General features: G+C 39.8%; 15 protein-coding genes. 8 read left to right on the top strand and 7 right to left on the bottom strand.

Features of this window, described 5'->3' with window-relative positions; translation table 11 throughout:
* Window positions 1-30: 30 nt before the first annotated feature.
* The 4 genes from E2L03_RS05720 to E2L03_RS05705 all read right to left on the bottom strand — a co-directional run bounded on the left by E2L03_RS05720 (window position 31) and on the right by E2L03_RS05705 (window position 4,484).
* Window positions 31-1,482: a carbon starvation CstA family protein gene (locus E2L03_RS05720; protein WP_124742456.1), complete on the bottom strand. Its 1,452-nt coding sequence runs from the start codon at window positions 1,480-1,482 to the stop codon at window positions 31-33.
* 138 nt (window positions 1,483-1,620) lie between these two features.
* Window positions 1,621-2,355, bottom strand: a complete 735-nt coding sequence (locus tag E2L03_RS05715) for a LytR/AlgR family response regulator transcription factor (RefSeq protein ID WP_051667610.1) — start codon at window positions 2,353-2,355, stop codon at window positions 1,621-1,623.
* Window positions 2,355-4,103, bottom strand: a complete 1,749-nt coding sequence (locus E2L03_RS05710) for a LytS/YhcK type 5TM receptor domain-containing protein (protein WP_095150630.1) — start codon at window positions 4,101-4,103, stop codon at window positions 2,355-2,357. Before E2L03_RS05710 ends, E2L03_RS05715 begins: the two co-directional genes overlap by 1 nt.
* A gap of 132 nt (window positions 4,104-4,235) precedes the next feature.
* Window positions 4,236-4,484, bottom strand: a complete 249-nt coding sequence (locus E2L03_RS05705; RefSeq protein WP_134258697.1) for a YuzB family protein — start codon at window positions 4,482-4,484, stop codon at window positions 4,236-4,238.
* 166 nt (window positions 4,485-4,650) lie between these two features.
* On the opposite strand from E2L03_RS05705, the gene E2L03_RS05700 reads away from it, so the two are divergent.
* Together E2L03_RS05700 and E2L03_RS05695 are read left to right on the top strand one after the other, a co-directional pair.
* Complete coding sequence (locus E2L03_RS05700; RefSeq protein WP_134258696.1) at window positions 4,651-5,613, top strand: Gfo/Idh/MocA family protein; 963 nt, start codon at window positions 4,651-4,653, stop codon at window positions 5,611-5,613.
* A gap of 63 nt (window positions 5,614-5,676) precedes the next feature.
* A complete protein-coding gene (locus E2L03_RS05695) occupies window positions 5,677-5,859 on the top strand; it encodes a CsbD family protein (protein WP_038482807.1) in 183 nt (60 codons plus the stop codon).
* 51 nt (window positions 5,860-5,910) lie between these two features.
* Here the strand turns inward: E2L03_RS05695 and E2L03_RS05690 are convergent, their stop codons facing one another.
* The gene (locus E2L03_RS05690) at window positions 5,911-6,240 is read right to left on the bottom strand and encodes an SCP2 sterol-binding domain-containing protein (protein ID WP_134258695.1); all 330 of its coding nucleotides are present in this window, start codon (window positions 6,238-6,240) and stop codon (window positions 5,911-5,913) included.
* A gap of 152 nt (window positions 6,241-6,392) precedes the next feature.
* Here E2L03_RS05690 and E2L03_RS05685 point away from each other — a divergent pair, with 152 nt between their 5' ends.
* The 5 genes from E2L03_RS05685 to E2L03_RS05665 all read left to right on the top strand — a co-directional run bounded on the left by E2L03_RS05685 (window position 6,393) and on the right by E2L03_RS05665 (window position 10,994).
* Entirely contained in the window at window positions 6,393-7,022 is a 630-nt protein-coding gene (locus E2L03_RS05685; protein WP_134258694.1) for a D-Ala-D-Ala carboxypeptidase family metallohydrolase, read from the top strand.
* A 143-nt stretch (window positions 7,023-7,165) separates the two neighbouring features.
* Complete coding sequence (locus E2L03_RS05680) at window positions 7,166-8,263, top strand: Gfo/Idh/MocA family protein (RefSeq protein ID WP_134258693.1); 1,098 nt, start codon at window positions 7,166-7,168, stop codon at window positions 8,261-8,263.
* A 125-nt stretch (window positions 8,264-8,388) separates the two neighbouring features.
* Window positions 8,389-9,327 carry a ribose-phosphate diphosphokinase gene (locus E2L03_RS05675; protein WP_038486043.1) on the top strand — a complete coding sequence of 313 codons (939 nt, stop codon included), beginning with the start codon at window positions 8,389-8,391 and terminating at the stop codon, window positions 9,325-9,327.
* A 32-nt stretch (window positions 9,328-9,359) separates the two neighbouring features.
* Window positions 9,360-10,169 carry a sugar-phosphatase gene (gene yidA, locus E2L03_RS05670; RefSeq protein WP_095150627.1) on the top strand — a complete coding sequence of 270 codons (810 nt, stop codon included), beginning with the start codon at window positions 9,360-9,362 and terminating at the stop codon, window positions 10,167-10,169.
* 183 nt (window positions 10,170-10,352) lie between these two features.
* The gene (locus E2L03_RS05665; protein WP_038486041.1) at window positions 10,353-10,994 is read left to right on the top strand and encodes a type 1 glutamine amidotransferase domain-containing protein; all 642 of its coding nucleotides are present in this window, start codon (window positions 10,353-10,355) and stop codon (window positions 10,992-10,994) included.
* Between the two features lie 44 nt (window positions 10,995-11,038).
* On the opposite strand, the gene E2L03_RS05660 is transcribed toward E2L03_RS05665, so the two are convergent.
* Both E2L03_RS05660 and E2L03_RS05655 read right to left on the bottom strand, forming a co-directional pair.
* Window positions 11,039-11,884 (bottom strand): metallophosphoesterase, encoded by an 846-nt coding sequence (locus tag E2L03_RS05660; RefSeq protein WP_241741904.1) that lies wholly within the window; start codon window positions 11,882-11,884, stop codon window positions 11,039-11,041.
* 17 nt (window positions 11,885-11,901) lie between these two features.
* Entirely contained in the window at window positions 11,902-12,405 is a 504-nt protein-coding gene (locus E2L03_RS05655; protein ID WP_134258691.1) for an Rrf2 family transcriptional regulator, read from the bottom strand.
* A 100-nt stretch (window positions 12,406-12,505) separates the two neighbouring features.
* Between E2L03_RS05655 and E2L03_RS05650 the strand changes: the two genes are divergently transcribed.
* Window positions 12,506-13,270, top strand: coding sequence for an MBL fold metallo-hydrolase (locus E2L03_RS05650; RefSeq protein ID WP_134258690.1), 765 nt, complete (start codon window positions 12,506-12,508; stop codon window positions 13,268-13,270).
* The last annotated feature ends 1 nt before the right edge of the window (window position 13,271 follow it).

Here is a 13,271-nt window from a genome sequence, read left to right as displayed (position 1 = left end):
GTACACCACCCTTATTCCTCTTTTTTTGAATTATGCGCTTTGCTTCCAATCCGATACATCATCTTCTAACGGATGATTATTCCCACGGCGATTGCTTGCAGCCTTGAAGAACAAGACCGTTAAAAAGATAGTGAACACGATGCCGATAATGACAGATGTTTGCATGGATAGGTTTAACCCAATTGGTGCATTCATAATGTATGTTGTTGCTGTTACGCTCATAAACCATGCTGGAAAAATAGCAATCCAGTAATTTCGACGAGAAATATATAGGAACATAGCGCCGATCCAGAGTGCAATAACGGCTGTTGATTGATTTGCCCAGTTAAAGTATTGCCAAAGCATGGTGAAATCAACGGTTGTTAAGAAAATAGACATGATGAATAAAGGCAAGGCAATCCAAATTCGGTTCATCATCTTCTTTTGCGGCACTTTTATATAGTCGGCGATAATCATTCTTGCACTACGGAAAGCCGTATCGCCAGAAGTAATTGGCAGAATAATAACACCTAATATAGCCAGTGTACCGACAATTGGTCCTAACATAGCTGTTGAAATTTCAGACACAATACCACCTGTACCGATTGTGTTAATTAACTCATTAAGTGTAATTGGACCATCAAATAAGCTCATTGCAGCAGCAGCCCATATCATCGCAATCATGCCTTCTGCAATCATCATTCCGTAAAAAATTCTGCGACCCTGACTCTCATTCTGGGTTGTCCGCGAAATAATTGGTGACTGTGTTGCGTGAAAACCGGATAAAGCTCCACATGAAATGGTTAAGAATAAGAGTGGAAAAATAGCCGTACCAGCTGGGTGTGTGTTTTCAAACGATAGCTCTGGGATGGGAGCTTGATGCCAAACGAGGGCAATCCCAATACCAACTGTACTAAATAATAACAAGGCACCAATATATGGATAAATACTTCCGATAATTTTATTAATTGGTAAGATCGTTGCTAATAAGAAGTAAATAAAAATGAAAATAACAAAAATCAGAACAGGTACTGAACCGTTTACAAGATCGTAAAGTAAGTCCGCTGGTGATGCAACGAACACAGTACCAACTAGTAGTAATAGTAAGATAGAGAAAGCGTTTACCACATGCTTCATCGCTTTTCCTAAGAAGCGACCTGCCAGTTCAGGTAAATGAGCACCACCGTTTCGGATGGAAATCATACCCGTTAAGTAATCGTGAACGGCACCAGCGAAAATACAGCCTAGTACAATCCAAATGAATGCTACAGGCCCATAAAGTGCTCCCATAATGGGGCCAAAGATAGGTCCAACACCGGCAATACTAATTAATTGGATTAAAGCATTTTTATTTTTACCCATCGGCAAATAATCAACGCCATCAGCTTGTGTATAAGCTGGAGTTGGACGATCTGCTTTAGGTTGAAAAACTCGTTCTACGAATTTGCCGTACGTAAAATAACCGACAAACAAAAGGACTAAAGCTAGTAAAAAAGTAATCATACAGGTTCTCCCTTCACCATGAGTGAATGCGTTTTCATAATAGTATTGTAAGGGATTGCCCACGAGGATGGCGGATTTTGTCGTGACATGTCAAAATCAGCGCTTAACATGCAGAAAAATAGAGCCAAAGTGTCGGCTCTACAATTCAATCATTTTTCGTAATGGTTTAACATAATTACGACTTACTGGTATTTGTTCTGAAACACCTGTTAACGTTAATTGATATGCGCCATTAAACCATGCATTCATTTCTGAAATGTAAGCGGTGTTCACTAAATAGCTTTTGTGAACTCGGAAAAAAGCGTAAGGAGCGAGTCGGTGCTCCAATTCTTTTAATGTGAACTTGCTTTCGTATGCGGCGACATTTGTTTGGACTTTTGTATTTTTCTCGTCTCGATATGCGTAAAGAATGGACTCGGGATCAAGAAAATGAATGGTATCCTCTTTATCAACAGCGAGCTTTGCTGCTGGGTTTGTTTTTTCCTGTGTGCTTTTTATAGCGAATGCATTTTCAACTTGTGAAATGGTTTCAGCAAGCTGGACCTCATCAATGGGTTTAACAAGATAGCCTTTTGCTTGTAGTTGAAAGGCATCAACAGCGAACTGAGGATAAGCTGTGGCAAATACAATATAAGGTGGTTGCTTCATCTGCTTAATGATGGACGCAACCTCTTTTCCGTTCATCTCTGGCATCTCAATATCAAGAAAGAGCAGATCTGGCTGTAATTCCATCACCTTGGCAATTGCTTCTGTACCGGATTGAGCTTCACCAACAATAACAATGTTCGGAAAAACTTGGAGTAAATAATGGAGTTCCTCACGCCCATACTTTTCATCATCAACAATGATGGTTCGTATCTTTGCAATTGTCATTATCCCCTCTCCTTTCTAATTGATTTAGGAATATAACATTCAACTGTGGTCCCTTTTCCTTGTTCCGTGCTGAATTGGAGGGAAGCGGATTCTCCGAACATCATTTGCAAGCGTTTGTTACTATTGTAGATACCAATTCCTGTGCTTGAATCAGTCTTTTGTCCATGTTCCTGTAGGTTTAACATGGTTTTGTCGAAGCCTTCACCATTATCACGTACACGTAGTCCAACCTGTTCACCATGATGAAATACGTGAATCATAAGTTCACAGTTGAAACGCTTATTGCGAAAGCCATGTTTGACAGCGTTTTCCACTAAAGGTTGCAGCGTTAATGGGGGGATAGCGACGGCTTGTAGTTCATCCTCAATGTTATACGTAACGGATAAACGATCTTCAAAGCGAACTTCTTCAATTGATAAATAAGCTTGTATATGCTGTAATTCTTCTTTTAATGAATGTAAAGACACGGTTGTAGCAGAAACGTTATGACGTAAAAATTGCGACAAAGCGTGTAGCATCGTCCTCGCTTTTGTAGGGTCGAGTCGAATAAGTGAAATAACCGTATTGAGTGTATTAAAGAGAAAATGCGGGCTGATTTGCGCTTGAAGTGCGTTTACCTCAGCATCTTTTGCCAGCTGGTATGCTCGATCTGCTTCGGCTAATTCAAGCTGACTGCTTAGCAATTTTGTTAGGCCAGAAAGCATTTCAGTCTCAAGGGATGTAATGTCTTTTTTGGAATGATAATAAAATTTTAACGTTCCAACAACGTTATCTCGAATGATAAGCGGTGCAATAACCGCTGCGCCTAACGGGCAGTGAGGCTCTTTGCAATGAATTTCGTCGTCACTAGCAATGATCATTCTTTTTTGCTTAATAACTTCTGATGTTAACTGTGTTTGAATCACCATATTTGCTTTGTGGTGATCGGCACCTATACCAATATGGGACAAAATAAGGTTACGGTCCGTTATAGCGACTGCACAAGCATTTAATTCCTTAAACAGAATAGCGCACACATTATAAGCAGATCGGTCACTAAGGCCATGCTTTAAATAAGAAAGTGTTTGTTCAGCAATTCGTAAACTTTTCTGTGCTTGCAGCGCCCCAGCCTTTTGTTCTTCTTTTGACACACTTTGAATAATAAGAAAGAACAACACACAGCCAATTCCATTTGCAATAATCATTGGTATCCCAATAAGCTGTACGAGCTCAATGGCTCTTGTTGTTGGTGTAGCGAGAAGGGCAATTAGTCCCATTTGCATGGCTTCTGCTAAACCACCAAGAATCATAATGTGAAATGGCTGATAAATCACTTGGGGATTTTTTTTGCGATAATAAGCAGCTAATACACCAGCTAAAATGGAAGCAACGCCACATGCTACCGCTGTAAACCCTCCAAGCATCATTCGATGAATGCCAGCGATCAAGCCTGCACCTAAACCGACCTTCATACCTCCAAATAAACCAGCGAGCATAACGCCAATCACACGAAAATTAGCGATGGCTGCGTCATCTGGAATGGCGAAAGTGATACGTTCTAAGGCAAGAGATTCTGGTTGAAACGTTACGCCAGAATAGGTTCCGATAATGCCAAACACACCGAAGAAAAAAATGGCTGTTGTTTTTTGTTTAATAGTTAGCTCAATGGAAGAGGCCATCTTTCGAAAAAAGCGAAGTCGCGTTGCTATAAAAGCAAGCATAACGATAAGGCCCAGTCTCTCCAGCATAAGAAGAAGTAATTCAAACATTAATTTAACTCCTATTTATTCGGTAAAAATCATTTTAGTGTTGCCTATAAAGAAAAATGTAGTCAACTATGTAAGTGGTTATCACGTAAAAGCAGTGAAAAAACGCCACGGATCGTGACGTTTATTTATAAATCAAAGCTCGTACATTGCGAGCTCTAACTCAATACGATGTTTTATTTTTTTTATGCACTCTTCTGCGGTGGCACCGAAAATACGGGTACCATTTACAATGGCGTACGGTCTAACTGCACAAAGCCCGCAAAAAGAAAGGCATTCATTATCCATGACGGCAACTTCTGGATACTCTGACTCCAATAGATTTTCTAGATCTACTCGATTCATCAGGTTTCCATCACAGACTTCTACGACAATTATGCCCATGTGTTCCACCCTTTCGACTAGTATGCTGAATGAAGAAGTCAATAGTTCATTATATAGGATGACAAGATAGAATTCTAGTAGCTTGGTATGGAAATCAATACGTTTTAGTAGTCGTTCTCTATTGTCTTCTGTACAATGATTGTATTGAAAGAAGGAGTGATTGTTTATGACTACATACAACTGGGGAATTCTTGGTCTCGGTTCAATTGCAGCAGATTTTGCCCATGCAATAACCGCCTATCATGGAGAATTATACGCTGTGGCTTCTCGTTCAGCTGAAAAAGCCGAGGCGTTTGCAAGTGAACACGGTGCTACGAAAGCGTACGGTCACTATACATCATTGATGACAGATCCGAAAGTCGATATTATCTATGTGGCTACACCACATGCGAGTCATCACGAATACATAAGAGAAGCTCTTCAGAATGGAAAGCATGTATTATGTGAAAAAGCGATTACTATTAATGGTGACGAGTTAAACGAACTTATTGAGCTTGCTGAAAAGAACAACCTTATTTTAATGGAAGCAATGACCATCTATCATATGCCTTTGTATCATGCATTAAGGGATGTCATTACAAGCAACCGTTTAGGTCCAGTTAAAATGATTAATGTAACTTTTGGAAGTCGAAAGCCTTTTGATCCGAGTAATCGATTTTATAATCCAGAATTAGCTGGAGGTGCGCTTTTAGATATTGGCACATACGCGTTATCATTTGCTCGTTTTTTTCTTTCAGAGCAGCCTACGCAAGTACTAACAACGATGAAAGCAGCTGAAACAAACGTAGATGAACAATCAGCCATTGTATTAAAGACATCAACAGATGAAATTGTTACGATTTCCCTTGCCTTTCGAGGAAAAATGCCAAAGCGAGGAATCATTGCGTGTGAGAACGGTTTTATCACAGTAGACGATTTTCCACGTGCTGAACAAGCTACATTAACGTGGCATGATGGGAATACGGAAGTTATAAAAGCAGGACACTCAGCTGAAGCTTTAATGAATGAAATCAAAGCAATGGAATCGAGTGTTAGTGGAATAGATCAATCCTATATAAGCATTTCAAAGGACGTGATGACATTAATGGATGAAGTGCGTCAACAGTGGAGTCTACAGAGGACTTCTTGACCCATGTTTAGAAACCTTGAAAAACGTCTATATAGAGTAATAGATAAAAAGGAGGCGTTTTTCATGAGTGATAACGGAACTGGAGACAAAGCAAAAGGTGTTGGGAATAAAGCAAAAGGTGCTGTAAAAGATGCAGTAGGAAACCTTACGAATAATAAAAAAATGCAAGCAGAAGGAAAAAAAGATAAAGTTAAAGGCGAAGTACAAGATACTAAAGGTGAAATAAAAAACAAGTCAAACGAATAAGTTTTCTTGTAAAAACCGACTCTCGATAAAGCGAGGTCGGTTTTTATTTGTTCACGCTGTGTACTGTTTGACGATCTCATGGAGTTTTAGAGCGTGTCGGACGTCGCCTTCTACTTTTAATTGTCCAGTCATATAAGCGACAGTAGGATTCCAATTTCCCTCTAATAGCTTGTGCAAATTCGCTTCGCTCAATTTCAACGTACAAGCTTCCTCCTTTTTTATAGGTTCTTTCTCAACCGTTACCGTCCCATTGGAAAATAACACACTATAACAAGCTTCGGGTTTTAGTTCAAATTGATACGTGCGATTAAGATCACGAATGTGCACAGGGTCATTGTTTATTTGATCTGCAAGGGCATATAACTTTTCTTCTGTCGTCATGCAAAAACCCCCTTTTATATGAATGATTATTCATTCATTATATCGTAAAGAAAGGAAGGTGAAAAGTTTTTTACATCGTTTTATTTTTCTCTATTTACTTCTCTTTAAAAAACAGCAGGCGCTTGCGAAAACAAAAGAAGAGGGGTAAAGAAATGGCGTATCAATGGACGAGAACATTAAGAAATGGCATGAGTGGTAATGACGTTCGAGAATTACAAATTCGGGTAGCTGGCTATGCAGCTGCAACATCAAGCCGAACTCATATTACTGTTGATGGTCAATTTGGACCAGCAACAGAAGGAGCTGTTCGCCGGTTTCAAGCAAGCTACAATTTATCTGCTGATGGGGTGGCAGGTCCACAAACGCATACTGCGTTAAACAACCTTGAAGCAGCTGATGGATCAACTAGACATTTTAATTGGAGTGAGTTTCATTCACGAGATGGATCAAGGTTTTCAGGAGGCGCGGTATCAGCTACTCAAGTACAAGAAAATGTTCGTCGGTTGATGTACAAACTTGAGGCAAAGAGGCGTAAGTTAGGGAACATTCCATTAACGATTAATTCGGGCTTTCGTAGTCGGAGTCATAATTCAAGCGTAGGTGGAGCTAGTAACAGTCAACATCTATATGGGTCAGCAGCAGATGTCTCATCGTCAACAACACCAACAAGAAAAGCGAATACTGCACGGACTTGTGGGTTTAGCGGCATTATTATTTATCAGACGTTTACTCACGTTGACAGTCGAGCAGAAACAACGGGTGGAGGCTACTACTGGCCGTAAGCAATGAAGAAAAGTACTAGAGAGACGTATGTCTAATGGACAGGCGTCTCCTAGTGCTTTTTTGTGTATACGATATGTGTTATTGTTGTTTGTTCTTGAAAGCGCTATAATAAACGTTAGCATTTTAAGGGAGTGGATTTTACGTGAGCGTTATAAAAGCTGGAGTAGTTGGTTGTGGGAATATTAGCGATATCTATTTTCAATTAAATAATCGGTTTGATGATATACAAATTATTGCCTGTACCGATTTAAATTTTGCTCAAGCAACTCAAAAAGCAGCTGATTACGAAGGAATAGAAGCTTTATCAATGGATGATTTCTTTCAAGATGAGCGAATTGAGCTTGTTATTAACTTAACGATTCCATCTGCGCATTACGCCGTTCATAAACGAGCATTAGAAGCTGGAAAACATGCATATGGTGAAAAGCCGTTAGCCTTATCTTTAGAAGAAGCTGATGAGATTAGAAAACTAGCTCGAGAAAAAAATCTTTATTTAGGTGCTGCTCCAGATACCTTTTTAGGGGGCGGGCTTCAGACTGCAAAAAAACTCATAGAAGATGGGTGGATTGGTAAACCAGTATCTGCTAATGGATTTATGATGAGTCATGGACCTGAGAGCTGGCATCCGAACCCGGACTTCTTTTATAAAGAAGGGGCGGGTCCTTTATTCGATATGGGTCCTTATTACTTAACAGCACTTGTATCCATACTAGGTCCGATCAAGCGACTTACATCCTCTACAGGAAAGGCATTTGAGGAACGTAAAATTACGTCCCTTCCTCGTTTTGGTGAAACAATGCAAGTAGAGGTAGAGACACATTTGTCTAGTATAGTAGACTTTGAGAATGGAACAATCGGAACGCTCATTACGAGCTTTGATGTATGGGGATCACAGACACCCAATTTAGAAATACACGGCACAAGAGGTTCTCTCATATTGCCAGATCCAAATACATTTGGAGGGCCTCTCTTCTTCAAGAAACAAGGGGAGGTTGCGTTTCAAGAAGTACCGCTTACGTATGGTTTTCAAGAAAATAGTCGGGGTCTGGGTGTGGTCGATATGGTTGCGGCAATTAAGGAAAAGCGTGCGCATCGTGCGAGTGATGCACTAGCTTATCATGTGCTTGAAGCGATGCATGGCATTTTACGTTCGTCGAGAGAAGAAAAGCATTATCAAATGATGAGTACATGCAACATCCCTGAAATATTGCCATTGTCTATGACGACAAGAGGTTTTTAAGAGTGAAAGTGTTCTTCTTATTAGAGGAACGCTTTTTTTAGTGCAACACTTTGTATTCCGTTCGAAAGTAAGCTACAATTAAGACGATTTTAGGACGAGTAGGAGGCGGTCTCGTGAGTTATGTGATGAACGATAAATTTAAACTGTTTACCATTCAATCAAACCCATTGTTAACGCAAGAAGTTGCCGATCAACTTGGTTGTACAATAGGGGAATGCACAGTGAATCGCTTTAGTGACGGAGAAGTGCAAATTCATATTCAAGAAAGTGTACGTGGGGCTAAGGTATTTATTTTACAATCAACTTCTCAGCCCGGAAATGAGCATGTTATTGAATTACTCATTATGATTGATGCATTAAAACGAGCTTCAGCAGGGGAAATTAATGTTGTGATCCCTTACTTTGGGTATGCTAGACAGGATCGAAAAGCCCGTTCTCGGGAGCCAATAGCTGCAAAGCTTATTGCGAATCTGCTTGAAACTGCGGGAGCAGACCGAGTTGTTACAGTCGATTTACATGCTCCACAAATTCAAGGTTTCTTTAATATTCCTGTGGATCCACTGCAAGGAATACCGCTGCTGGCACAGCATTATATCAAGAAAAATCTTGTGAATCCTGTTGTCGTTGCTCCAAATACATCGGGTTTAGGAAGAGCAAGAAAGCTAGCCGAATATATTGATGCACCAATTGCTTTTGTCGATAAGCGTCAACCTGAACCAGGGTTTGCTCAAGCAATTGACATCGTAGGTGAAGTAAAAGGAATGGATGCCATTATTATTGATGATCTCATTGATACAGCAGCAACGGTAACATTAGCTGCCCATTCTTTGGTGGAAAACGGTGCGAAAGATGTGTACACGTGTTGTACCCATCCAGTATTGACAGGACCAGCAATCGAGCGGCTAGCCATTGCACCAATAAAAGAAATTGTTGTGACGAATACGATTGAATTACCTATAGAAAAACAGCTTGATAATATGACCATTTTATCAATGGCCGGTTTGCTAGCTGATGCGATCTATCGAATTTATAAGGAACAATCTGTTAGCACGTTGTTTCAATAAGTTCGCTCGTAAATAAGGAGTGGAGTAGAGAGATGTATAAATTAATTGCCATTGATATGGATGGAACATTGTTAAATGATCAACATCACGTAACACCAGGAGTAAAAGCTGCGTTACAAGAGGCTAAAGCAGCAGGAGTAACGGTTGTTTTATGTACAGGGAGACCTATTGGGGGAGTTACACGTTATTTAAAAGAATTAGAATTGACGGATGAAGATGATTATGTGATTGCCTACAACGGTTCACTTGTACAAAACACGCATACAAATGAAAATGTTGTCTCCCTAACATTAGATTATGAAGATTTACTTGAATTGTCTGCTACAGCGAGAGCTCTTCAAACACCGATGCATTTCTTTGATCAAGCTAAGTTATACACATTTGATAAGGATGTTTCACCTTATACCATTTACGAATCGTACGTTACACAAGTGCCTTTAAGTTTTCGAACAAAGGAAGAACTGGATAACGATATTGTCATACCAAAGGTCATGTTCATTGATGAACCATCTCGACTCGAGGAAACAAAAGCGGCAATTCCAGATTCGTTAAAAGAACGTTATGAAATGGTGCAAAGCGCTCCTTTTTTCTTGGAAATTCTCCATCCAGAGGCAAGTAAAGGGAATGCAGTCAAACACCTGGCAAGGAAGCTTGGCATCACCCGAGAAGAAGTGATGTGCATTGGTGACAATGGAAATGACTTGTCGATGATACAATTCGCAGGCTGTGGCGTAGCAATGGAAAATGCCATCCCCGAATTAAAGGAAGCTGCTGACTTTATTACAAAGTCAAATAACGAAGATGGCGTTGCACATGCCATCCGAATGAACGTGTTAAATTAACGGAGAGAGGTGTTCGTTAAGGTTTCTAACCTTAATAGCATCTCTTTTTTTATGTAATTGCAGGTGAGGAGAGGCTTAACATTTAGCATGAATTCTTTTTATTGTTTAATGAAGAAACGGTAAGGGAAGAGAAGAGTAGCATAAGAAAAGGGAGAGGTCATCTTGAGTACAAAACAACTACTAATGGTCGTAACAAACGGCGCTAAAATGAATAATGAACAGTTTGCAGGAATTTGGTTATCGGAGTTTACAGAGCCGTATGAAGAATTTACTAAAGCCGGTTACCATGTAACAGTTGCAAGTCCAAAGGGTGGCGAGTCACCAATTGACGATGCCAGCTTAGAGAATGGCACTATTCCTGAACAATGGCATGAATTAGCAGAAATGCTGAAACGAACCGTCTCATTAGATGACATTCAATCAGCTGATTATGATGGTATCTTTATGCCTGGTGGGCATGGGGCGATGTTTGATTTAGCGGACAATCCAAAACTCCAGCAGTTACTACGTGACTTTTATGAAGCAGATAAAGTGATTGGCGCTGTCTGTCACGGACCGGCAGCTTTAACAGGTGTATTGCTCGAAAATGGACAATTCCTTGTTGAAAACCGAAAAGTAACTTCCTTCACAAACACAGAAGAAGAAGGCGTTGAATTAGTCAATCAAATGCCATTCCTATTAGAAACCCGTCTGAGAAAAGAAGGCGCACAATTCGTAGGGAAAGGTGATTGGGAAGAAAATGTATATACTGATGGGAAGCTTGTAACAGGTCAAAATCCACAATCATCCATTGAGACTGCAAAACAGTTTATCAAAGCTATCTAACTGAAAACACACTCCGTTAAACATCGGAGTGTGTTTTTGATTACCTAAGAAAGTGGCTGTAAATCAATTCGAATGACTTCAGGTCGGTTAAATAAACGAAGGGGGAAAAGGCTGTTTCCTAAGCCTCTACTTACAATCATTTTTGTATTCTTTTCTTCATATATTCCTTCACTATAGTCAGGGAATAGCCCCTGCCCAGGAGCAAGGATACCACCGATAAGTGGAAGTCGAACTTGTCCTCCATGAGCATGACCTGAAAACACCAAATCAGCATGTGTATCTTGATAGATAGAAAATACTTCAGGTCGGTGGGATAAGAGTATTGTGAATGAATCTGTTGCACTAGATGGAATCGCTTCATTCAACAAGTCCTTTACAATCTCTTCTGGAGATGCCGTTCCTCTAGAATCAGGATCATCGATACCGACTAGTTGAAAAGAAAACCCTTCATGCTCTATTGTGAATGCTTCGTTTCTTAAAACCGTTACGCCGATCTCAACAAGTGTCTCTTCTAACTCCTCAACAATACCTAAGCGCCATTCATGGTTACCGGTTACATAATAGGTTGGAGCAATAGACACCAATTCCCTCATTAAATCAACGCCTTCTCCATTGTTCGACGTATAGGAATCAATTAAATCTCCGGTCATGAAAATGAAGCTTGGCTCTTGTTGCTCTACGTTTTGTAGGAGCCGTTCATTTTTTTCACCGAATTCTGCTGAATGTAGATCAGATAAATGGACGATGGTGATCCCATTGTGAGTAGAATCCATTTGTGGCACTTCAATCGTATGACTGGATAATACGATTCTGTGGTTTTGTGTGTAGAAAAAAAAGATGGCTACGACGAAAAGAAGGAGTAAAACAAGAATGGTTTTGCGACTAAACAACAGGATAGCTCCTTTTCTTAACGTTCTTTCTGAAGTTTTTTAATATCTGTTTGTCCAAAAGAATCGTTCCAATCCACAAGGTGAATGCTTTCTCGATTCAATGTTGACAGCAGAGCATCTTTTAATGTGACTTTTTTTAATGAATGAAAATAAGCATCTTGTGCATCAGAAAAAATGGCTTCAAGCTGTAGAGATCCAATTTTAGCAGCATCAGTTTCTGGAAAGACTCGTTCAATTAAACCTTCTGATCTCATAAAAGAGCCTTCTCCTTCAATAGCCCCCACAATATCAAGCATTGTAATCGACTCGGCTGGTCGAGCTAATGAAAATCCACCGCTATTCCCTGGTGTCGATTTAATTAATTCGTGAACGACAAGCTTGCGCATCACTTTCTTTAAATAAGAAGGTGAAACATTCAATCGTGTCGAGATGGTATCGCTTTTAACATATTGTTGATTTGATTGCGTTGCAAGCATAACAAGTATACAGACCGCTTGCTCCACACCACTTTTTACTTTCATTGTTGAATCGCACCCTTTTAATAAATTGCTCTTTGTTTTACTATAAAGTGAACAAGACAGCAACGCAAATGCTTTTTAAAAAAGAGAGGATGGATAGCCATTGTCAAATGAAGGATTCACATACCCACTAACGTTTATAGGATGCGGTAGTGCTTTTCATACAGCGTTAGGAAACAACGGCGGGTATTTTTATCATCAAGGTGAGTTAGGTATGTTCGACTGTGGAAGTGCGACATTTGAACGGCTTCTTCGCTTTGGTGTCTTAGAAAATGTTGAAAAAATAACGATCTTATTAACCCATACCCATCCCGACCATATTGGTTCATTAGGAGACTTGATTTTTTATTCGTATATAAAAATGGCACCTGCATTTAAGGCGAAACTTTGCATTAAAGCACCACGAACCTTGTTGATGCATGCAAAAGACTTAGTGATGCGTATGGGAGTTGAAGAAGGACAGGCGATATGGCAACCATTAGAGGAAGGTTCTACTTTTGGACCATATAATGTAACGGCACTTCCTGCTGAACACGCTCCGCATTTGGAATGTTATAGCTATGAATGTGTACACGAAACGAAAAACGAACATTTTTATTATAGTGGAGATGCAAAAGATATACCTCAATCTGTTTTAAACCGAATAAAGGAAGATTATTATCAGATGGTTTATCAAGATACATCCTTTTTAGATTATCCTGGGAACGTGCATCTTTCGCTAACAAAGCTAGAAAGCCTAATTCCAACAGAAAAGCGTCGTTCAATATGCTGCATGCATTTAGATGAGACCTTTCCAATCGAAGAGGTCAAAGAGAAAGGCTTTCATGTTGCAACAGATTATCAAGTAAAAGAAGTGGCTAGAGGGTAAC

It is taken from the genome of Shouchella oshimensis (genome assembly GCF_004375095.1).
Taxonomy (GTDB): Bacteria; Bacillota; Bacilli; order Bacillales; family Bacillaceae_D; genus Shouchella; species Shouchella oshimensis.
The sequence above is the reverse complement of the archived record's forward strand: the minus strand, read 5'-3'. Positions and strand labels throughout refer to the sequence as shown.

Coding starts and splice junctions, on each gene's coding strand:
- E2L03_RS05720 (WP_124742456.1), bottom strand. CDS start 1,482: ATGATTACTTTTTTACTAGCTTTAGTCCTTTTGTTTGTCGGTTATTTT.
- E2L03_RS05715 (WP_051667610.1), bottom strand. CDS start 2,355: ATGACAATTGCAAAGATACGAACCATCATTGTTGATGATGAAAAGTAT.
- E2L03_RS05710 (WP_095150630.1), bottom strand. CDS start 4,103: ATGTTTGAATTACTTCTTCTTATGCTGGAGAGACTGGGCCTTATCGTT.
- E2L03_RS05705 (WP_134258697.1), bottom strand. CDS start 4,484: ATGGGCATAATTGTCGTAGAAGTCTGTGATGGAAACCTGATGAATCGA.
- E2L03_RS05700 (WP_134258696.1), top strand. CDS start 4,651: ATGACTACATACAACTGGGGAATTCTTGGTCTCGGTTCAATTGCAGCA.
- E2L03_RS05695 (WP_038482807.1), top strand. CDS start 5,677: ATGAGTGATAACGGAACTGGAGACAAAGCAAAAGGTGTTGGGAATAAA.
- E2L03_RS05690 (WP_134258695.1), bottom strand. CDS start 6,240: ATGACGACAGAAGAAAAGTTATATGCCCTTGCAGATCAAATAAACAAT.
- E2L03_RS05685 (WP_134258694.1), top strand. CDS start 6,393: ATGGCGTATCAATGGACGAGAACATTAAGAAATGGCATGAGTGGTAAT.
- E2L03_RS05675 (WP_038486043.1), top strand. CDS start 8,389: ATGAACGATAAATTTAAACTGTTTACCATTCAATCAAACCCATTGTTA.
- yidA (WP_095150627.1), top strand. CDS start 9,360: ATGTATAAATTAATTGCCATTGATATGGATGGAACATTGTTAAATGAT.
- E2L03_RS05665 (WP_038486041.1), top strand. CDS start 10,353: ATGGTCGTAACAAACGGCGCTAAAATGAATAATGAACAGTTTGCAGGA.
- E2L03_RS05655 (WP_134258691.1), bottom strand. CDS start 12,405: ATGAAAGTAAAAAGTGGTGTGGAGCAAGCGGTCTGTATACTTGTTATG.